At 44.1% G+C, this 19,480-nt stretch carries 20 protein-coding genes and 2 pseudogenes; 2 read left to right on the plus strand and 20 right to left on the minus strand.

The annotated features are described in order from the left end of the window. Positions 1–24 precede the first annotated feature (24 nt). Together mtnN and BFW96_RS12605 are read right to left on the minus strand one after the other, a co-directional pair. Positions 25–720, minus strand: coding sequence for a 5'-methylthioadenosine/S-adenosylhomocysteine nucleosidase (gene mtnN / locus BFW96_RS12600; protein ID WP_014664785.1), 696 nt, complete (start codon positions 718–720; stop codon positions 25–27). A 20-nt stretch (positions 721–740) separates the two neighbouring features. Then, positions 741–1,382: a class I SAM-dependent DNA methyltransferase gene (locus tag BFW96_RS12605; RefSeq protein WP_014664786.1), complete on the minus strand. Its 642-nt coding sequence runs from the start codon at positions 1,380–1,382 to the stop codon at positions 741–743. A gap of 192 nt (positions 1,383–1,574) precedes the next feature. On the opposite strand from BFW96_RS12605, the pseudogene BFW96_RS12610 reads away from it, so the two are divergent. Further along, a pseudogene (locus tag BFW96_RS12610) lies at positions 1,575–1,777 on the plus strand (YrzA family protein). A 36-nt stretch (positions 1,778–1,813) separates the two neighbouring features. Here BFW96_RS12610 and BFW96_RS12615 read toward each other — a convergent pair. The 13 genes from BFW96_RS12615 to BFW96_RS12675 form a co-directional block, all read right to left on the minus strand. Then, positions 1,814–2,509: a YrrS family protein gene (locus BFW96_RS12615; RefSeq protein ID WP_040082312.1), complete on the minus strand. Its 696-nt coding sequence runs from the start codon at positions 2,507–2,509 to the stop codon at positions 1,814–1,816. A gap of 64 nt (positions 2,510–2,573) precedes the next feature. Beyond that, positions 2,574–4,328, minus strand: a complete 1,755-nt coding sequence (locus BFW96_RS12620) for a peptidoglycan D,D-transpeptidase FtsI family protein (RefSeq protein WP_069839595.1) — start codon at positions 4,326–4,328, stop codon at positions 2,574–2,576. Positions 4,329–4,381: 53 nt separating this feature from the next. After that, positions 4,382–4,855: a transcription elongation factor GreA gene (gene greA, locus BFW96_RS12625; protein WP_004399078.1), complete on the minus strand. Its 474-nt coding sequence runs from the start codon at positions 4,853–4,855 to the stop codon at positions 4,382–4,384. Positions 4,856–5,105: 250 nt separating this feature from the next. Then, entirely contained in the window at positions 5,106–5,741 is a 636-nt protein-coding gene (udk, locus tag BFW96_RS12630; protein ID WP_003225916.1) for a uridine kinase, read from the minus strand. Between the two features lie 6 nt (positions 5,742–5,747). Further along, on the minus strand, positions 5,748–7,016 hold the full coding sequence (locus BFW96_RS12635) for a peptidase U32 family protein (protein ID WP_003229802.1): 1,269 nt from the start codon (positions 7,014–7,016) through the stop codon (positions 5,748–5,750). Positions 7,017–7,034: 18 nt separating this feature from the next. Next, positions 7,035–7,964: a peptidase U32 family protein gene (locus BFW96_RS12640; protein WP_040082309.1), complete on the minus strand. Its 930-nt coding sequence runs from the start codon at positions 7,962–7,964 to the stop codon at positions 7,035–7,037. Between the two features lie 5 nt (positions 7,965–7,969). After that, a complete protein-coding gene (locus BFW96_RS12645; RefSeq protein WP_014664790.1) occupies positions 7,970–8,623 on the minus strand; it encodes an O-methyltransferase in 654 nt (217 codons plus the stop codon). A gap of 151 nt (positions 8,624–8,774) precedes the next feature. After that, entirely contained in the window at positions 8,775–9,857 is a 1,083-nt protein-coding gene (gene mltG / locus BFW96_RS12650) for an endolytic transglycosylase MltG (RefSeq protein WP_069839596.1), read from the minus strand. A 140-nt stretch (positions 9,858–9,997) separates the two neighbouring features. Further along, a complete protein-coding gene (locus BFW96_RS12655) occupies positions 9,998–10,279 on the minus strand; it encodes a DUF1292 domain-containing protein (RefSeq protein ID WP_014664792.1) in 282 nt (93 codons plus the stop codon). Positions 10,280–10,296: 17 nt separating this feature from the next. Then, complete coding sequence (gene ruvX / locus BFW96_RS12660; protein WP_003229795.1) at positions 10,297–10,713, minus strand: Holliday junction resolvase RuvX; 417 nt, start codon at positions 10,711–10,713, stop codon at positions 10,297–10,299. Between the two features lie 7 nt (positions 10,714–10,720). Then, a complete protein-coding gene (locus BFW96_RS12665; RefSeq protein WP_003225903.1) occupies positions 10,721–10,987 on the minus strand; it encodes an IreB family regulatory phosphoprotein in 267 nt (88 codons plus the stop codon). Positions 10,988–11,071: 84 nt separating this feature from the next. Further along, positions 11,072–13,708, minus strand: a complete 2,637-nt coding sequence (gene alaS, locus BFW96_RS12670) for an alanine--tRNA ligase (RefSeq protein WP_040082306.1) — start codon at positions 13,706–13,708, stop codon at positions 11,072–11,074. A 329-nt stretch (positions 13,709–14,037) separates the two neighbouring features. After that, positions 14,038–15,099: an AI-2E family transporter gene (locus BFW96_RS12675; RefSeq protein WP_040082305.1), complete on the minus strand. Its 1,062-nt coding sequence runs from the start codon at positions 15,097–15,099 to the stop codon at positions 14,038–14,040. A 102-nt stretch (positions 15,100–15,201) separates the two neighbouring features. Between BFW96_RS12675 and BFW96_RS21915 the strand changes: the two are divergent. After that, a pseudogene (locus BFW96_RS21915) lies at positions 15,202–15,462 on the plus strand (amino acid ABC transporter permease); the annotation flags it as partial. Between the two features lie 34 nt (positions 15,463–15,496). Here BFW96_RS21915 and BFW96_RS12680 read toward each other — a convergent pair. From BFW96_RS12680 to BFW96_RS12700, 5 genes are read right to left on the minus strand one after another with little or no spacing between them, the layout of a single operon-like run. Beyond that, entirely contained in the window at positions 15,497–15,628 is a 132-nt protein-coding gene (locus BFW96_RS12680) for a DUF3918 family protein (protein WP_014664797.1), read from the minus strand. Positions 15,629–15,649: 21 nt separating this feature from the next. Beyond that, on the minus strand, positions 15,650–15,841 hold the full coding sequence (locus tag BFW96_RS12685) for a hypothetical protein (RefSeq protein WP_069839597.1): 192 nt from the start codon (positions 15,839–15,841) through the stop codon (positions 15,650–15,652). A gap of 11 nt (positions 15,842–15,852) precedes the next feature. After that, positions 15,853–16,377, minus strand: coding sequence for a PRC-barrel domain-containing protein (locus BFW96_RS12690; RefSeq protein WP_082032957.1), 525 nt, complete (start codon positions 16,375–16,377; stop codon positions 15,853–15,855). Positions 16,378–16,433: 56 nt separating this feature from the next. Continuing rightward, a complete protein-coding gene (recD2, locus tag BFW96_RS12695) occupies positions 16,434–18,830 on the minus strand; it encodes an SF1B family DNA helicase RecD2 (protein WP_069839598.1) in 2,397 nt (798 codons plus the stop codon). 24 nt (positions 18,831–18,854) lie between these two features. Then, entirely contained in the window at positions 18,855–19,475 is a 621-nt protein-coding gene (locus BFW96_RS12700) for a tetratricopeptide repeat protein (RefSeq protein WP_206696623.1), read from the minus strand. Positions 19,476–19,480: the final 5 nt, after the last annotated feature.

The following is a 19,480-nucleotide window of genomic DNA, read 5'->3' on the forward strand; positions in this document are numbered from 1 at the left end:
AACGGAGGAGAACATGCCTCCGTTTTAATGAATGCGTTTGATCACCTTTAACACAAGCTCTGTTGAATTGACAGCCGCCTGCTCTAAAAATTGGTCAAATGAAACATGTGATTCTTTTCCTGCGATATCTGATAACGCTCTGATGACGACAAACGGCGTTTTAAATTGATGGCACACCTGAGCCACTGCCGCAGCCTCCATTTCAACCGCGTATAGATCAGAAAATCTCGCACGCACCTCTTCAACCCGCTTCGGATCGTTCATAAAAGAATCGCCTGTTGCAATCGTTCCTTTTGCAACCTGAATGCCGTCGAGTTCGGAAACCGCTTCTTCCGTGATGCTGATCAGCTTTTCATCCGCCGGATAAGCAGCCGGAAGACCTGGCACTTGCCCGTATTCATAGTCAAAAGCCGTTACGTCTACATCATGGTGGCGAACGTCAGTGGAAATGACGACATCTCCTACATTCAATGTATGATGAAATCCGCCCGCTGAGCCTGTGTTAATCACATAATCAGGCTTGTAACGGTCAAGCAAAAGCGTCGTGCTGATAGCAGCATTCACTTTTCCAATTCCTGATTTTAGAAGAATCACTTCAGTTCCTTCATATTCGCCAGTTGTAAATTCACAGTGTGCGATTGTTTCTGTTTTTGCATTTTCAAGTTTGTTTCTTAGGATGGTAACTTCCTCTTCCATTGCTCCGATGACTGCTAGTTTCATCTATTCACATTCCCTTCATTTTACCGTTTGATCGCCTCCATTATCCACACGAAGTCGTTTTGCTGAGTGAATTGGACTGCAAAACTTTCAGCTGTAAACATCTCTTTCAACGCATCCAATGTAGGATAATGTTCTGTCTCTAAATCATTTGCAAGCTGATAGAAGCCTTGTGAACGGGCTTTATCGATAGCCTGTTGATACGCTTGCGCATCTTCAAAGACGGTATCGGCAAACACTATTTTATCATGCAAATGAAGGTATTTGCCATATTGCTTTATGGCGGCCCGCTTTTCTTCGTCGGTTAAATGATGAAAAGCGTATGAACTGACAATGGTATCAGCCTGAAATGGCGGCTTAGGGAATGTCAAGAAGTCTCCGTCTACGATTTCCGTTCTGCCTGAAAGCTTGTCAGAAGCCAGTTTACGCATTGCTGGAGAAGGTTCGATTCCAAATACAGTTTTGCCCGCATCAAGCAGCTTTGCTGTCAAATTCCCGGTCCCCGGGCCAAATTCTAACACGTGCATTCCAGATTTGCTGACGATGGCATCAAGGATATGATCGTAGCCTCTGAACGCTTCTTTATACTGAATATCAAAGCCTTGTACTGTTTGATCATAAGTTGCTGCCCAATCTTCAAAGAGAGGGATAAATTCACGTCCCATATTTGTCACACTCCATATTTAATAATTCCTATAAGTATACTATGAATTAACGATGGAACAGTTCCTATCATACCACATCTTCTGAAAAGCAGGTACTAAAACACTTTGTGTATTTTATGCCATCTCATATTGCGCAAAGACTGCAAAAAAGCTTATACTTCATATGACTTGTGAAAGCTGGAGGGTCAAGACATGAATTTTCAATTAGATCTGATTAAAGACAAAGTGGAATTTTTTGAAGCGGCTTCATTGCAGGAGCTTGAAAAGAAAATCAATACACAAATTGAAAACATAAAGCCATCATGCTCCGGGTGAAATCTGTTTCACACCAAACTGCTGTGGCAGAAGGAAGAATATTGTATAGCGCGGTGGTTCATTTCGCAGCAGAAGCCTAAAACAAAAGCAGCCGGTTATAGCCCGGCTGCTTTTGTTTATTTTAGCTTTTCTACTTTTGTCGGCTTCCAGCCTTTTTTATCAACCCATGTAATCGTGACTTGATATTTATTCCCAGTCGCCTTGTCTAAAATCTTGCCTTTGGCGTCCTGAGGGCTGCCGTTATTTCCGAGCCAGAGCACCGTCATGTTATCTGTTGAGACACCTGTTGCATATGAAATGGCTTTTAGCATCTCAGCCCAGTCTTGTGAGCTTGAATCATAAGTAGCGGCATGCTCGCCTGTCTGCTCAGTTCCGACTGCTTTCCAGTCAGAATTTTCATACGTTTTTTCCACATCGCTTGATGAGCCGCCTTCTGTAACTTTTGCATCTTTAAGCCCGTCACCTGCTGAATCTGAGTCAGAGTCATCTTTTTTAGAAGAAGAATCATCTTTTTTGGAATCTGAATCAGAATCTGAAGACTTCTCAGAATCCTTTTCGCTGTCAGAAGTATCTTTCTTGCTGTCTTTTATATCCTCATCCGATTTCTTTTCCGTCTTTCCTGAAGCCGGAGATTCTTGTTTTTGTGTTGTTTCAGAATCCTTGCTGACATCTTTGCTAGAAGGACTGTTAATGAAGAGATTCGCTGCTACTACGACAATTAGTATGGATACGATTGCGATTAAAATGTTAAGCACTAAATTGGCTTTTCTGCGCTTATCACGGTTTTCATAACGAGATTGATTATTGCTCAATAATTCTGCACTCCTTTATCCCTCTTGGCTCAGCATATATTTTAACATGTGCTGAGAAGTTGTTCTATTTCTGATTGATTTCAATTTCGTGTACTTTTTTAACAATATCATAAAACACTGAATTTGTCAGAGCCTTATCTCCCGGTGTATCCATGTGTAAAACAACAAGAGCGTATTTCGGCTTATCCGCGGGAAAGTATCCGGCAAACCATTTTTCATAAAGCGTTTCTTTCTCTTTTGAAAGCTTGCCTGTCTGGGCTGTGCCCGACTTCCCTGCTACAGTATACGGAAGATCTTGAAACCTTCTGCCCGTTCCGGAAGGAGATTCTACCACCCGCCGCAGCATTTTTTGAAGCTGCTGTGACGTATATTTGTCTATCGTTTCTCCTTTAAGCTTCTGATCTTTAAACGTAACGAGCGTTGTGCCATTCTTATACTCAATTTGTTCGGCAATTTTCACCTGCCGTTTTTCTCCGCCGCGGGCGATTGTCGCCATCATATTGGCTACCTCGAGCGGTGTTACCTTTACATTTTTCTGCCCAATCGCTGTTTGCGCAATGGCTTTTTTGACTGATTTGTCTTTTTCGTCCCCCCATATCACGCCGCTTTTTTCGTTATACAGCTGACGGAAATCGGTTTCGTGGTACAGCTTTCCCTCCCAGCCTGCCCGATCAGTGAGAGCCAGCTTCTCAGACATATCTTCAATAACCGAGCTGTCTTTTTTCATTAATTGTTCTGCAAGACTCGTAAATGTGTAATTGCAGCTTTGGGCAAAACTTTCATCAAAAGACAAGGTTCCTTTGTCGTCCCCCGGTTCCCCGTACAGGTTTAAATTGCAATTAAAGGTTTGGCTCGGCTTCACCGTATTATTTTCGATTGCTGCCGCTGCAATAACTGTTTTAAAAACTGATCCGGGATAGATTGGCGTCAGCATATAATTTTGAAGTGTATTTTGCCGGGACACATCCGCATTAGGTTTGCTTACAATACCCGAAACGCTGCTATTTTCGATGTCCAGCAGCACAGCTCCTCCTTTTTTCAGCCCCTGTTCATCCAATACCTCCTCCATCGCTTTTTGAATGCTTTGATCGATCGTTGTTTTGACCTGGAGCGGATAAAATGTATTGGCTTCAGCTGTATATTTGACGTCCATGCCAAACAAAGGGTTTCCCTTTCCGTCCACATGATATAAAAGTTTTGTGTCTTGTTCCGGAAGCAAAAATTCATCAAATGTCCGTTCTAAACCGGTTGTTCCGATTTCTGTCGTAATCGGAAGGTTCTCCTTGTCAGGATATTTCTTTCGGAGCAGTGCCGGATCTTGATTCGTGCTCCCTATCGTATGTGAAGCAAGGCTTGGCTTGTCTTCATTCTCCATATATACGCCGTAAATGCCGGGATATTTCAAAGAATTGATTTTTGTGATAGATTGTTTTGAAAGTGTTTTGATTTTCTTTTGCTGCAAAATGACCGGTTTTTTTGCCTTACCTAGTGTCTGGCGCAAATCGTCTTCAGACATGCCGAGGATGTCCGCAACTTTTTTGATCGGCCAATCCTGTGTCAGCAGAAAAGGGAACAAAACAACCGCAGGCTCGCTTTGGCCTGTCAGCGCCCGCCCGTTCCGATCTAAAAAAGAGCCTCTTCCATCAGAAATGAGCACTTCCTCCGTTCGCTGTTTCACACTTTCTTGAATCAAATTGATTTTCTTTTTAGAAAATGATTCTGTGAAGAACAGCTGGATTTCCGCAAGCCTCAGCAGAAGCAGAAAAAACACAATCAAAAAAGCGATGACTGCCAGCTTCATTCGTTTCGATATCATCATAAAAAAACACCTCACCCACATTGTGGACGAGGTGTTTCGCTGCTAAACAGATATTATGAAATTTTCACAATTTTCACGAGCATTTCTCCGCCCGGTGTTTGAACTGTGACTTCTTCGTCTACTTTTTTGCCTAAAAGGCTTTTTGCGATCGGTGAATCGTTTGAGATTTTCCCTTCAAACGGATCAGCTTCAGCGCTTCCGACGATCGTATATGATTCTTCATCACCGTCAGGCAGTTCGACGAAAGTGACGGTTTTACCCAAGCCGACTACGTTAGAGCCGCCGTCATCTTCAATGATTTTCGCATTGCGAATCATATTTTCAAGAGTCGTCACGCGGCCTTCTACAAATGCCTGCTCTTCTTTCGCTGAATCGTATTCAGAGTTCTCGGAAAGGTCTCCGAAGCTTCTCGCAATTTTGATGCGCTCTACTACTTCTTTTCGTTTAACCGTTTTCAAATATTCTAATTCTTGTTCAAGTTTCTGTTTTCCTTCTGCAGTCATAGGAAAAACTTTCTCTTGTGCCATGTCCCTTCACTCCTTCTGGTTGTCCCTCAACATCTTCGATTATGTATGAGAGCATAAACTAAAAAATACAAGAATGAGAACACAGGGCAGTCCTCGTTCTTCTCTCCCATATAGGTACTGTTTATCTTAAACTGAATCTTGTCGTTCTGCAAATATTTCGCGTTTATAAACAGGGAAAGAAGGGAATTCGCACATTCCCTTCCTGCCTATACATAATATGGTCAGAGTTATTTATGTCTATGCTATGGTATTACAAAATCGCGTTTTGTTCAAGAATGGTTTGAATTTTTGTGACCATCAGATCAATTGCGACGTGATTCTGTCCGCCTTCCGGGATAATAATATCAGCGTATCGTTTTGTCGGCTCGACGAATTGATTATGCATCGGACGGACCACTGACACATATTGTTCAATGACAGAATCAATAGAGCGTCCGCGCTCATTAATATCCCTCATAATCCGTCTGATGATACGCAAGTCAGCGTCCGTATCAACGTAAAGCTTGATATCCATCAGATCACGAAGCCTTTTGTCTTCAAGCACAAGAATGCCTTCAAGGATAATAACATCCTTTGGCTCTACGTGAACCGTTTCTTCTGAACGGGTGTGCAGCTTATAATCATAGATCGGCTTTTCAATCGGGCGATAATTCAATAGATCCTGAATATGCTCGATTAAATAGTCATTATCAAACGCAAGCGGATGATCATAGTTTGTGTTCAGCCTTTCTTCAAACGGAAGATGGCTTTGGTCTTTATAATAAAGGTCCTGCTGGATCATTAAAATCGAGTGTCCTTTAAATTGTTCATAAATGGACCGTGTGACACTCGTTTTTCCTGAACCGGAACCTCCTGCGATTCCAATGACTACTGGATTCTTACCCATGGGCTGTTACTTCCCCTTTCTCATCATGTTGCTCGGATAAATCTTTTTGTCTAGTTTGAATTTGACAATTTGCAGGGGATGGCGGGCAGCATCTAGCTCATTTCCGTCTTCGTCCCAAATGGTTTCAATCGTATGTGTAAAGTTTTCGATTTCCGGACCGAAAAATTCCACTTCGTCGCCTTTTTTGAAGAAATTGCGCTGCTGAAGCGTGACCATTTGTGTGTCTTCATCATAATTCAGCACTAAGCCGACAAAATCATATGTCGTTTTTTTGGCGTGCTCGCCGAACATTTGCTCTTCATAGCCTGGCGTTCCTTCAAAGAAAGCTGTCGCAGTGTCCCGGTTGGCGCACTTATCAAGCTCTTCAAGCCATTCTTTTTGAATCACAAAGTTCTCTGGATCAGCGCAATAAGCATCAATTACTTTACGGTATACGCTGACAACAGTTGCTACATAGTGAATGGATTTCATGCGGCCTTCAATCTTTAAGCTGTCTATTCCCATTTCGATCATTTTCGGAATGGATTCAATCAGCTTCAAATCTTTCGGGCTCATCGCAAATGGTGCATCTTCTTCACCATACAAAGCAACGGCGTTGGCACCGTCTGTTTGGTAGAGATCATAATCCCAGCGGCATGACTGGCAGCAGCCTCCGCGGTTGGAATCCCGCGCTGTCATGTGATTGCTCAGCACACAGCGACCGGAATATGCAATACACATTGCGCCGTGAATGAAGGATTCGATTTCGATATCTACCTTTTCTTTCATTTCTCTGATTTCAAGAGCGCTTGTTTCACGTGCCAGCACGACGCGATCAAGACCTTCTTCCTTCCAGAACTGGACAGCCTTCCAGTTTGAAAGAGACTGCTGTGTGCTCAAGTGAACCTCAACATTCGGCGCCACTCTGCGGCATGTTTCGATAATAAGCGGATCCGCCACAATGATGCCGGCAACGTTGGCATCTCCAAGCGCTTTTAGATAGTCTTCAAGCCCGTCCATGTTTTCATTATGAGCGAAAATATTCGTTGTTACATAAATCTTCGCGCCATATTTCTTCGCGAATTCAACGCCTTCTGCGATTTCTTCGATCGTAAAGTTATCGGCATTCGAGCGCAGCCCGTATTCCTGTCCTCCGATAAAGACCGCGTCCGCTCCGTAATGAACAGCGATTTTCAGCTTTTCAAGATTACCCGCAGGTGCGAGAAGCTCCGGCTTTTTCGTAATCACACGCTTACCATTGACGATTGTGGATATTTTATCATTTACGGCAGTCATAGCTTAACCTCCTTTTGATTAATAAACCGTTTCCTTGAAGAAGAATCCGGTATCGATTTTTCTGTTCACTGGCTGGATGCTTTCAATGCGTTCAATCCAGTCTTCTTTTTTCGCTTCGTATTCGTCACGGTCTTCCACGCACAAATCAATTGCTTCTCTGTACATTTTGGTGACTTCTATTAAGTATTCAGGCGTTTTCAGGACACCGTCAATTTTGAAGGAATCAATTCCGGCATCTATCAATTCCTCGAGCTCATCAATGATGCACACATCGTTCGGGCTCATAATATGAGTGCCGTTTTCATCTTCGAAAATCGGATATTTATTATCACGTTCTTTATCGTGCAAAAACATGCCAGATTCTTTTTTCTTTCTTTCAATGTCCATGACTTTGCCTTGATATTCAAAATAGTTTCCAATCAAAGAACGCTTCGATTGGAACATGCACGTCATTCCATGCACCTGGATTTCAATTTCGACTTCAGCATTTTCTTTCATTTCGACAATGCTATCCATGTTTAATTCTCTGGCAAGCACAGAACGCGCCGCGCCCTTGCGTCCCCAGTAGTTGCATGTATAGTAGTTGGTGCCTGTTGTTTCTGTACTCCAATGAAGCTTCAGATCAGGCGCAGATTCACGGGCAGCCATCAGCACGGCAGGATCGCCGAATACCGCTGCATCGACACCGGCTTCCGCTAAGAAAGCCAGATATTCGCCAAGCTCACCCACTTTATCGTTATGGAAAATTGCATTTACAGCAACGTATACTTTTGCCCCTTCTTTGTGGGCAATCTCTACGGCTTTCGTTACATCTTCACGAGAAAACTCTCCGGCCAATCTCAAGCCGTATCTCTGTTCCCCAACTAAAAACGCAGTTGCTCCCGCCTGTATGAGCGGTAAAATGTCAGCCGTACTTGTCGGCGTCACTAAGAGCTCTGGTTTTTTCATGACGTTCACCTCTTCTTTTTACTAATCGCAAGTCCGTCCCCGACAGGAACAATCGCAGTTTGGTAATCCGGATGATTCATCAGCCAATGATTATATTCATCAATTTTTGTTATAAGCCTGCGCCTTCTCTTCGGTTCTATTTTGCTGTAATCCTCTGCCACCAGACCTTTAAACAGCACGTTGTCCGTTAAAATCACCCCGTCCGGTGAAAGCATCGGTTCATATAAATGAAAAAAGTTTTGATACTGACCTTTTGCAGCGTCAATAAAAATGACATCGTAAGGCGCAGTTACATGAACGGCGTCAGCTAATTCAAGCGCATCTCCATAAAAAACATGAATCCGGTCATCAAGCTGAAATTCCTTGATATTGTTTACCGCTTCTTCGTGCCGTTTCTCATTGCGTTCAATTGTATATATTTCAGCAGACGGCAGCTCCAGCGCCATTCGAATGGCAGAATAACCAATGGCCGTTCCGATTTCTAGTATTTTTTTCGGCTGTTTCAGAGACAAAATTTGAAGCAGCACCTCCATGCCCGCTTTTTCCATGATCGGGACATGATGTTCTTCTGCATATGCTTCAAGCTTCTTCACGTTATCCGGCCGAGGCTTTAATAATGCTTCTATATAGTCATTTATTTGTTCATACCGGTCAGTCACTACAAACAGCCTCCCGTTCTAAAAAGGAGTGCCCCAGTCTTATGCACAGGACACTCTCTGAATACATCATGATACATCGGTAAACAACCCGATATATTTTATCATAAAACCTTGCAGAAAGCGAACAAAAGGAGAGCTTTTTGCTCTCCTTTTATTTCTCATTTTTTGAGGAAATGTATTTTTCTTTTGCTTTATTATGCTCTTTTAGTGTTTTTGTAAATACGACCTCACCATTTGATTTGGCCAAGAAGTATAGATAGTCCGTTTTATCCGGATGCAGCGCCGCTTCCCATGACGACATGCCGGCATTGGCGATCGGTCCTGGCGTCAGTCCTGTGTTTTTATACGTATTGTATGGTGAATCGATTTCCAGATCCTTATAAAGAACCCGATCTTTATGCTTGCCTGCCGCGTACAGGACGGTCGGATCTGTTTGGAGCGGCATTTTCTTTTTCAGGCGGTTATAAAAGACGCTCGCAATTTTATGGCGGTCGGCTTTTTCTGTCGCTTCTTCTTCAATTAAAGAAGCCATCGTCAGCAGCTTATGCACAGAAAGTTTATTTTTCTTCATTTCTGATTTATATGTTTCCACATAAGAATTTGTCTGCTTGATCATTTCCTTGATAATGTCTTCAAGTGATGTGTCCGGATCGTTAAAAGGGTATGTAGCCGGGAATAGGTACCCTTCAAGCGGGTGCTTAATGTTTTGATTAAAAACATCGTTTGTCACAGTGTCCGGGAATTCTTTCTTCAGCTGATTGATAAAGGTTTCATCGTCCAGCTTCGCTATGACTTGTTTTTTCGAGTATTTCGTTTCATCAGCAATAGCAGCCGCGATTTGGGTCAGCTGTGCTCCCTCAGTCACTGTGATTTGAAATGCGTAGCCTGTAGCCCCGCTTGTCAGCTTCTGAATAATGGCATCTAAATCCATTCCTTTATTCAGATGATAGAATCCGGCCTGAAACCCGGAAGCACCTTTATATTTCACATAGTACTGAAATGCCTTCTCGCTTTTTATGACATCATTTTTCTTTAATATCGATGCGATGGCTGAAACAGACGAACCGCTCGGAATGTTAATATTCACTGTCGTTTTACTGTCTTTTTCAACAGGTTCAAGCAATGATTTCCCATATAAAAATGCCCCGCCAATGATGAGAAACAGCACAACAATGGAAGACAGTATGATTCTTTTTTTATTAAAAAACGATTTTTTTTGCTGATTGATATACATTAGGTCTCCTCCCATCAGCTCTTATACTACATGATTCATTGTATTTCGGCAATTTATTACAAAATAAGGGCGAAAGAGGCCTGCATCAAGCAGAAAAAAACCGGAGCAGTATAGCTCCGGCTTTGGTTTGGCACGATGACTTATTCTTCGTCTTCGTCCGCTAGGAATGTGTTTAGTGTTTCTTCGATCATATCCCATTCTTCGTCAGTTTCAATCGGGAATAGCTCACCGTTTTCACCGTCTTCGTTTGGCGTGAAGCTGGAAGCAAGAATTTCTACTTCTTCGTCATCTTTTGATTCGATTGGGTAGTACAATACATAAGACTTGCCAAACTCTTCGTTTTCAAATGTAAACAGCACTTCACAAAGCTGTTCATTTCCTTGCTCGTCAACAATTGTAATATTTTTTTCGCCGTGTTCCATTTTTTTCACCTCTGGCTTTAATTTAAGCTGTCGAGATATCCTTGTAAAATCATGACAGCCGCCATCTTATCAATGACTTTTTTTCGTTTTTGCCTGCTTACGTCAGCTGCAATCAGCATTTTTTCAGCCGCCATTGTGGTAAGACGCTCGTCCCACAGCACAACAGGAACATTGTACGTTGTTTCAAGCACTTTAGCAAATGTTTGGCTGGCTTCGCCTCTCGGGCCGACTGTTCCGTTCATGTTCTTAGGAAAGCCGAGCACGATTTTATCTATAGTATAGTCCTTTATCAGTTCAGATAAACGAGATAAACCATAATCGCCTTCCGCTTCATTTATCTTTATGGTCTCAATGCCTTGAGCAGTCCAGCCCATTTCATCGCTCAGAGCTACACCGAGTGTTTTGGTTCCTAAATCGAGTCCTAATATTCTCATTCTTTATTTACGCCTCTTTATGCTGTTCTAAATAAGACTTCACCAATTCCTCGATTAATTCGTCTCTTTCAAGTTTGCGAATTAAATTGCGAGCGTCACGATGCCTAGGAATATAAGCGGGATCACCTGACAGCAAGTATCCGACAATCTGGTTGATTGGATTGTAGCCCTTTTCCTGAAGCGCGTCATACACAGTAATCAGCACCTCATTTACGTTAGTCTCAGCAGAATCATCGGAGAAATTAAATTTCATCGTTTTATCAAACGAGCTCACCGTTTTGCACCTCTTTCCCAAATTCGCAGGCAAAGTTCAGCCTGGGGTCCTAATCTTACCATCATTCTACACTACATGGGCGAATTATAAAACGGATTTCACCCAATCTTCTACAGAAGCCAAAGCTTCTTCTAGTTTTTCCGGCTGTTTGCCGCCTGCCTGCGCCATGTCCGGACGGCCTCCGCCGCCTCCGCCGCAAACTTCCGCAGCTTGTTTAACCAGCTTGCCAGCATGAAGGCCTTTCTCAATAAGGTCCTTTGTGACTCCGGCAGAAATATTTACTTTATCGTTTTGTACCGCACCAAGCACAATCACCGCAGAGCCAATCTTTGCTTTGAGTTCATCAACCATTGTGCGGAGATGGTTCATGTCTTTTGCATTAACTTTTTCCGCAAGCACGTTTACGCCGCCAACTTCTTTTACTTTCGACAGGATCGCTCCTGCTTCCACGTTGCCTAGTTTCGCAAGAAGAGATTCATTTTCTCTTTGTGCTTCCTTCAGCTCAGCCTGCAGAGCCGCGACCCGTTTCGGCACCTCTTTGATATTTGTTTTCAGCTCGTCAGCAGTCTGCTTCAATACAGAAATCTGGCTGTTCATTTCGACGTAAGCGCCTTGCCCCGTTACAGCTTCAATCCGTCTTGTGCCTGCCCCGATTCCAGATTCAGAAACGATTTTAAACAAGCCGATTTCTGCTGTATTTCTGACATGGCAGCCGCCGCACAGCTCTAAACTGTAATCCCCAACTTGAACGACACGGACAATATCGCCATATTTTTCGCCGAACAGAGCCATCGCACCCATTTCTTTTGCCTCAGCGATCGGTTTCAAATCAATATTGACCGGGATGCTCGCCCAAATTTTTTCGTTTACGATTCTTTCAATTTGGTCAAGCTCTTCTTTTGTCACTTGGCCAAAGTGTGAGAAGTCAAAACGAAGACGGTTTTCAGTTACAAGAGAGCCCGCCTGATTGACATGAGTTCCAAGAACATCTTTTAGAGCCTGATGCAATAAATGCGTTGCCGTGTGGTTTTTAATGACGCCGCTTCTCATATGGTCTTCAACTTCAGCAGTAACATGCAAGCCTTTTTGAACAGTACCGCTCTCCACAACACCTTCATGCACATGCTGGCCGTTCGGCGCTTTTTGGACATCTTTAATTCTCACAACTGCCTGCTCGCTGCGGAGATAGCCCTTGTCGCCGATTTGACCTCCGCTTTCTGCATAGAACGGTGTTTCATCAAGAATGAATTGAATGCTTTCGCCTTCATGAGCCTCTTCGATTAATTGGCCGTCCTGAAGAAGCACAATGACATTGGCATCAGCTTTGGTTTGAGAATAGCCGACAAATGTACTTTCATCGGTCACGTCGCGCAATGCGCCGCCCTGCACCTGCATGCTGCCGACATCCTGGCGGGCGTTTCTTGCCCGTTCACGCTGCTGGTTCATTTCTTCCTCAAAGCCTTCATGGTCAACCGTCATGTTCTCGTCTTCTGCGTATTCTTCAGTCAGTTCAACCGGGAATCCATACGTATCATACAGTTTAAACACATCAGCACCTGAGATGACGCTGCTGCCCTTGTCTTTTTCTTTTTTGATCATTTCTGACAGGATCGCAAGCCCTTCATTAAGGGTCTCATGGAATCGTTCTTCCTCGGTTTTAATGACTTTTGCGATGAAATCCGCTTTTTCTTTTACTTCAGGATAGAAATCAGCCATGATTTCTGCGACAACCGGCACTAAATCAAACATGAACGGACGGTGGATGTTGATCGTTTTGGCATAACGGACGGCACGGCGCAATAAGCGTCTTAATACATAGCCGCGGCCTTCATTTGACGGCAGCGCCCCGTCACTGACAGCAAAGGCAACTGTTCTGATATGGTCGGCAATCACTTTAAACGCAGTGTCCTTCACATTGTCTTTGCCGTATGTTTCACCAGAAATCGATTCTGTTGCTTTGATGATCGGAACAAACAAATCGGTATCAAAGTTTGTCGGAACATTCTGGATGACAGATACCATTCTTTCAAGTCCCATGCCTGTATCAATGTTCTTCTTCGGAAGCGGTGTGTACGTGCCGTCAGGGTTATGGTTGAACTCTGAGAACACAAGGTTCCATACTTCTAAGTAACGGTCGTTTTCTCCGCCTGGGTAAAGCTCCGGATCTTCTGGATCATTACCATATGCTTCACCGCGGTCGTAGAAAATCTCCGTGTTCGGTCCGCTCGGCCCTTCACCGATATCCCAGAAGTTCCCTTCCAGACGGATGATTCTTTCTTCAGGAATACCGATTTTTTTCGCCCAAAACTCATACGCTTCTTCATCCTCAGGGTGAACCGTAACTGAGAGAAGCTCTTTGTCGAAGCCGATCCACTTATCGCTCGTTAAAAACTCCCAAGCCCATGTAATGGCTTCTTCTTTAAAATAATCGCCGATGGAAAAGTTTCCGAGCATTTCAAAAAAAGTATGATGGCGCGCAGTTTTACCTACGTTTTCTATATCGTTTGTTCTGATTGCTTTTTGAGCGTTTACGATTCTTGGATTTTCCGGAACAACACGGCCGTCAAAATATTTTTTCAGCGTCGCAACACCGCTGTTGATCCAAAGCAGTGAGGGATCCTCATGAGGCACTAATGACGCGCTTGGCTCTACCGCATGCCCTTTTTCTTTAAAGAAATCCAAAAACATTTGACGCACTTCCGCAGAAGTTAAGTGTTTCATTGTATTTCCTCCTCTATAAAAATCGAAATTCTCTTCAGTGACAGCAAAAAAGCCCTCCCCCTATGCAAACCAACGTTTACACAGGGACGAGAGCTGTCTCGCGGTACCACCCTGATTACGGGCTTCATTCGCCCGTCACCTTAAACCCTGTAACGCAGGATGTGCGGCAGTGATTAACTGCACTCAGGATTAGCTTCCTCCGATCTTCTGCTAAAGCTCCTTTCAGCTTATGGAGCTTCTCTCTTTAACAGGGCTTCGGCGTACTCAGATCCGTCACTCGAGATTCGTATGTATTCTACGAGAAATTATAGACAAGCGGCACGCCAATGTCAATGCTCTGTCCTCATCCGCAAAAAATGGATCATCATCACTTTTAAAACAGCCGTCGCAGGAACAGCCAGAATCATCCCGACGATTCCCGCAAGCTCCCCTCCGGCGAGGAGCGCAAGCATGATTACGACCGGATGCATTTTAAGGCTTCTGCCGACAATGAACGGACTAAGGATATTGCCTTCCATAAACTGCAGAATAAACACCGTAATCACCACAACAAGAACCGCCTTCACTGAGATCGTCATCGCAATTAACAATGCAGGAACAGCTCCAATGAAAGGCCCAAAATACGGAATGACATTCGTGATCCCAGAGATAAGGCCGAGTATCAGCGGATACGGAAGCCCAAATACCCAGAACGTAAAGCCGGCAATCACGCCGAGAATCAAGCAGACCAAAAGCTGCCCGCGGATGTAATCTCCAAGAGAGTCATCCACATCGCGCAAAAAGGCGCTGCCACGCTTTCTCCACGACTTCGGAGTCAGGTACCATACCGTCTTTTTCATTAGCTCAATGTCCTTTACCATATAAAACACAAGAAAAGGGATGGTTGCCGCAATTAAGAAATAATCAAGCACGTTTCGGATTCCGCTGATCGCACCCTCGATCGTTCCAGCAAAAAACGCCTCCGTCTGGCTGATCATTTTATCTATACGGTGATGCATACCATCAGGCCAATCATCTGTATGGTTATGCACATGAAGAAGGAGCCCATTATACGTTTCGGCAAACATCGGTATATTTTCTGACAACTCCGTCAGCTGCACGATGAGAACAGGCACCCCCTTATACAGCGCCCAGCCAATCCCGCCAAAAAAAAGAACATAAATCACCAAGATGCTCAAAGTCCTAGGCAATCCTTTGCCATGCAGCCATTCTGTGACCGGAAGCAATAAATAAGATATAAAAATGGAAATAATCAAGGGAATAAAGATCGTTTTTATGACGTACCAAAAGGGTGTCCATAACATATCAAGCATAAAAAAGACGTAGACTGTTAACAGAACCAGCAAACAAATGGCCACCCATAACAAAAGCTGCACCGGTTTTTGAAGCATCTGCTTTCACCTCACCTATATCTTTTGAGGTTTACACAGAATTATTCTTTTATGTTTTCAGCCAGTCATAAGTTGTGGACATTTTTTCAGATCGTTTAGTGTGTTTTTAAATCCGCTATGCTATCTGAAATTACCCGAAGCGGCTGATAGAAGCGTCGTGCTCCACCGGGCTGAGCTACACTGACTTTGTTATTTTCATGCCGCAAGCGCTTCGCTGCATGGTTCCGCCCATTAGATACATCGCTTGCTGTTGTGATTGCTCTGCCCGAACTGATCAGACGGTGGTTATTTTTTTCGATCTTTTTACTTACGGCACTTATGTATGTGGCAGTCAATTACTTCCTTTCTGTCCGGCAAATATAGAAAAGGATACTCTTTAGAGAGTATCCTTTTTGCATTAAAACATTTTCATCATTCTTCTTCTCATCCGCTTCATGCTTCGATTATTCAGCATGTCAGATTGAGTCGCCATTCGGTACACGAGAGCTCCGGCTCCCATTGCCAAAAGAGAAGTCATCGTCCGATTCATCCTGCGCATCTCCTTTCATGATTAAAAATTGATGCTGCGTTCATCCTCAGAAAACAAATCATCCAAGCTGCTTAACGTTCCGTCTTCTTCCACCTGATGAGTTGCAATCTTCCCTTTCGCCACAGTCAGTTCAATAAAACAGTCCCAGCAATAATATTGGTTCACGCCGATTTTCCCGATATCCTTACTTTTGCAATTCGGGCATATAAGCATATCTCACACCTCTATCCGTTCAGAACGATCTCGTCTTTCCGCACCTCGACAAGCGAATCCGCTCTTTGGATCTGGCGCTTGCTTCCCGCCAGGTCAGAAAAGAAACCGTCCGAGAGTTCATATGCTACGATTATGCCCCTGTCCAAACAAAAGTATACATCTTCCAGCATCCCCAATATATCCCCCTCTTGCGATTTCACAAGCTTCATTTTCATCTGCTCGTATGTGAAGCATGATTTCGGAAGAGGCAGAAGCTGTTCTGAACTGACCGAAGCCAATATGCGGTCATCAAGAACGGAAGAGATATCACACGCTCGTAATAGCGCATGATGATGATGCAAAAACCGTTTTTGTGCAAGAATAAACCCGAGACAATCTCCCTGCAGAGAAAAACAAATATCAGAAATTGCCCCGAGATAACAAGAAGTTCGTTCTGAGTATACTGGGAATCCTTCTACTTCATGGCATGTTCTCAAAGTGTGATCAACCACCTTTTGTTGAACAGGCTTAGGTTTTGCTTTGCGCCTTAGACTCATACGATGAAATCAATTCCACTGCAAATGAAAAAACTCCCGCTTACACGGGAGCATGTTTACAGCTGTTCTTCTTTCATAAAATCAAATGGTGTAATGCCTTCCATGCCAATGTTGGCGTCGTGTACGCTGAATGGGAGCTCTTTTTGGAGAGCCTCAAGCTCGGCATCCATTTCCTCAACCTGTACGGACAGCCTGTTTTTTAAGGAGGTCTGTCTGACAGTTGCATCATTATTTTTCACGCCCCACTCCAGCGCCTCCTCTTCCCCGCATAAAATGAGAAATTTCTTCGCTCTTGTAATCGCGGTATAAAGAAGGTTTCTTCTGAGCATTCTATAGTAGCCTTTCACAACAGGCAAAACCACAATCGGAAATTCACTTCCCTGCGATTTATGAATAGAACAGCAATACGCATGGGTAAATTGATTAAAATCTTTTTTCGTAAACGTCATTTCATTGCCATCAAAAGAAACGACGGCCATGTCTTCTTTTTCTGTATTTTCCTTTGCATAAAATATCGACGTAATTTCGCCAATATCTCCGTTGAATACATTGTTTTCCGGCTGATTGACAAGCTGCAAAATTTTATCTCCGGTTCTGTAGACAACATCCCCGAACTTCAATTCTCTCCGTTTTTCTTTCGGAGGATTTAAAATATCCTGCAGCATCACATTCAACTCATTGATGCCGGCTTTTCCTCTGTACATCGGAGCGAGGACCTGAATGTCCTTTGCCGTATAGCCTTTTTTCAATGCATTGGCGACAACCTTTTCAACAACTTCTTTAATTTGCGAGCCTCCGCAGCGAATAAAGGATCGGTCCTTTGTGGGGGCAGTCAAATTGTTCGGCAGCAATCCATTTTTCATCTGGTGGGCAAGCTCGACGATTGATGACCCCTCAGCCTGGCGGTAGATGTCTGTCAGTCTCACCGTGGGAATCACCTGGGATGCCAGTAGGTCTCTCAGCACTTGGCCCGGACCTACAGAAGGCAACTGGTCTTCGTCTCCGACAATGATGATTTGGATATGATCAGGGATCGCCTTGAATAGATGGTTCGCCAGCCATATATCAAGCATGCTGGCTTCATCGATTATTAACAGCTTCCCTTCAATCGGCTCATCCTCTGTATGGGAAAAGCCTTCAGCGCCGTTCCAGCCAAGCAGCCTGTGTATCGTGACTGCAGGAAGTCCCGTTGATTCACTCATTCGTTTTGCTGCTCTCCCTGTCGGAGCGGCCAAAACAATCGGAAAAGCTTCATCCTTTTTATAAGCTGACGGGTCTAGTGACACACCGTGAAGCTCTCCGTAGAGCTCGACAATCCCTCTGATAACCGTGGTTTTCCCTGTTCCCGGGCCGCCTGTTAAAAGAAGCATCGGCGAGGAAAGGGCTTTTTGAATCGCTTCCTTCTGGCTGGGGGCATACTGAACGTTCATCCGTTCTTCCAATTCCCCCAAAGCGAGCAGAAATTCTGATTCGGGAAACTGGTCATCATATTCAGTTTGGCTTGCGATATGTTTCACTCGCTTAGCAACATTTTGTTCAGCGTAAAACAGCGATGGAAAATAACAGCGTCCATCTTCTATGACAATGTCTTTATTTTCTCCAAGAGCAATAATCGCGTTAGCGGCATCCATTTCTGTGATGCGCTGATCTTCCTTTGCTGACTGGTTTAACAGTGATTGGGTATCGATGATCAGCTGCTCCGTTTCTATGTACGTGTGCCCCTCTGACAGACAAGTCGTTTCAAGCGTGTACAGAATCGCAGCTTTTACCCGCTCAGGATGGTTACCCGAAAGACCCATTCTGCCGCCCAGCTCATCCGCTTTCCCAAACCCGATGCCTTCTACGTCCTTCACAAGCTGATAAGGATTTTCTTGAATCTTTTCAAGCGTCTCAGATTCATAGGCTTGATAGATTTTCATGGACAGCTGCGGGCCAAAGCCAAACTGGTTCAGGGAAATCATGATTTGCTCCAGCCCCTGATGCCGCTGCAAGGCACCGGCCAGCGTGTCTGCTTTCTTTTTTGAGAGCCTCGGAACATCATAAAGCACTGAAGCGTCAGCCAATATTTTGTTAATGGCGCTCTCGCCCAGCTTTTTCACAATTTCTTCAGCTGTTTTTTTGCCGATTCCCTCGAATAAGTCACTCGATAAATATTGTATGATGCCTTCCTTAGTCGTCGGTATCTCTTTTTTAAAATGCTCCGCTTGAAATTGGAGCCCGAATTTCGGGTGTGTTACGATCTTTCCGTAAAACGTGTAGGTCTCTTCTTCTTGAAGCGCAGGGAAGTAGCCCGTCACGGATACGGCTTTATCTTCTATGGCTTCGGAGGTCTCTGTTACTTTCACTTTCAGAACCGTATATAAATTGGTGTCATTATGATAGATGACTGTGTTAACTGTCCCTTTTAAATAGGGCTCTTCCTCCAGTTTAAGCTGATCCGGATGCTGCTGCACGAGCTGTCCCTCCTCCTGTGCCTGTTATGATGGGTCGATCAGTTTTTTAGCATGAAGCGCAAGCATATGATCTGGCTGGATATCGATCGCCTTGTCCAGCATTTCCAACGCTTTTTCCCGGTTTTCTTTATAAGCATAAGCGACACCGGCATTATAAAATGCATCTGCATGCCCGGGATCTTGCTCTGTTACAGCTGAGAACTGGCTGAGCGCTTCGTCCAGCATGCCCTCATTGGCTAAGCACATCCCGAATTGAAAGCGTGCTTCCGTATCGTTTTCATTCAGCTCAACCGCTCTTTGTAAATATGGCAGTGCAAGCTTAGGCTGTTCGAGCTTGACAAGAACCGTTCCGAGCATGTAAAACAGGTCGCCGTTTTCCATCCCCGCACGAAGCGCTTTTTCAAACATGTCTTTCGCTTCTTTGTACATTTCTTTTACAACATAGACATTTCCTGCTCCATAATAAGCAGTGGCTGCGCTATTGTCTAATTCAAGCGCTTTATCATAAAACGCAAGCGCACGTTCCAGCTCGTTTACGGATGAAAGCAGGTTGGCAAAATTGATATACGGAATCGCGTCTTCTTTATTTTCTTCAATCGCTTTTGTAAATGCCTCTGCCGCTTTCTCGTAATCGCCTTCCTGCATCGCCT

It is taken from the genome of Bacillus sp. F56, from assembly GCF_001748205.1.
Taxonomy (GTDB): domain Bacteria; phylum Bacillota; class Bacilli; order Bacillales; family Bacillaceae; genus Bacillus; species Bacillus stercoris.

Coding starts and splice junctions, on each gene's coding strand:
- alaS (WP_040082306.1), bottom strand. CDS start 13,708: ATGAAACACTTAACTTCTGCGGAAGTGCGTCAAATGTTTTTGGATTTC.
- BFW96_RS12690 (WP_082032957.1), bottom strand. CDS start 16,377: ATGAGTCTAAGGCGCAAAGCAAAACCTAAGCCTGTTCAACAAAAGGTG.
- BFW96_RS12655 (WP_014664792.1), bottom strand. CDS start 10,279: ATGGAACACGGCGAAAAAAATATTACAATTGTTGACGAGCAAGGAAAT.
- BFW96_RS12620 (WP_069839595.1), bottom strand. CDS start 4,328: ATGATGATATCGAAACGAATGAAGCTGGCAGTCATCGCTTTTTTGATT.
- udk (WP_003225916.1), bottom strand. CDS start 5,741: ATGGGTAAGAATCCAGTAGTCATTGGAATCGCAGGAGGTTCCGGTTCA.
- BFW96_RS12640 (WP_040082309.1), bottom strand. CDS start 7,964: ATGAAAAAACCAGAGCTCTTAGTGACGCCGACAAGTACGGCTGACATT.
- ruvX (WP_003229795.1), bottom strand. CDS start 10,713: ATGAGAATATTAGGACTCGATTTAGGAACCAAAACACTCGGTGTAGCT.
- BFW96_RS12675 (WP_040082305.1), bottom strand. CDS start 15,099: ATGCTTCAAAAACCGGTGCAGCTTTTGTTATGGGTGGCCATTTGTTTG.
- BFW96_RS12635 (WP_003229802.1), bottom strand. CDS start 7,016: ATGACTGCCGTAAATGATAAAATATCCACAATCGTCAATGGTAAGCGT.
- mtnN (WP_014664785.1), bottom strand. CDS start 720: ATGAAACTAGCAGTCATCGGAGCAATGGAAGAGGAAGTTACCATCCTA.
- BFW96_RS12700 (WP_206696623.1), bottom strand. CDS start 19,475: ATGCAGGAAGGCGATTACGAGAAAGCGGCAGAGGCATTTACAAAAGCG.
- BFW96_RS12685 (WP_069839597.1), bottom strand. CDS start 15,841: ATGCTTATATGCCCGAATTGCAAAAGTAAGGATATCGGGAAAATCGGC.
- mltG (WP_069839596.1), bottom strand. CDS start 9,857: ATGTATATCAATCAGCAAAAAAAATCGTTTTTTAATAAAAAAAGAATC.
- BFW96_RS12680 (WP_014664797.1), bottom strand. CDS start 15,628: ATGAATCGGACGATGACTTCTCTTTTGGCAATGGGAGCCGGAGCTCTC.
- BFW96_RS12605 (WP_014664786.1), bottom strand. CDS start 1,382: ATGGGACGTGAATTTATCCCTCTCTTTGAAGATTGGGCAGCAACTTAT.
- greA (WP_004399078.1), bottom strand. CDS start 4,855: ATGGCACAAGAGAAAGTTTTTCCTATGACTGCAGAAGGAAAACAGAAA.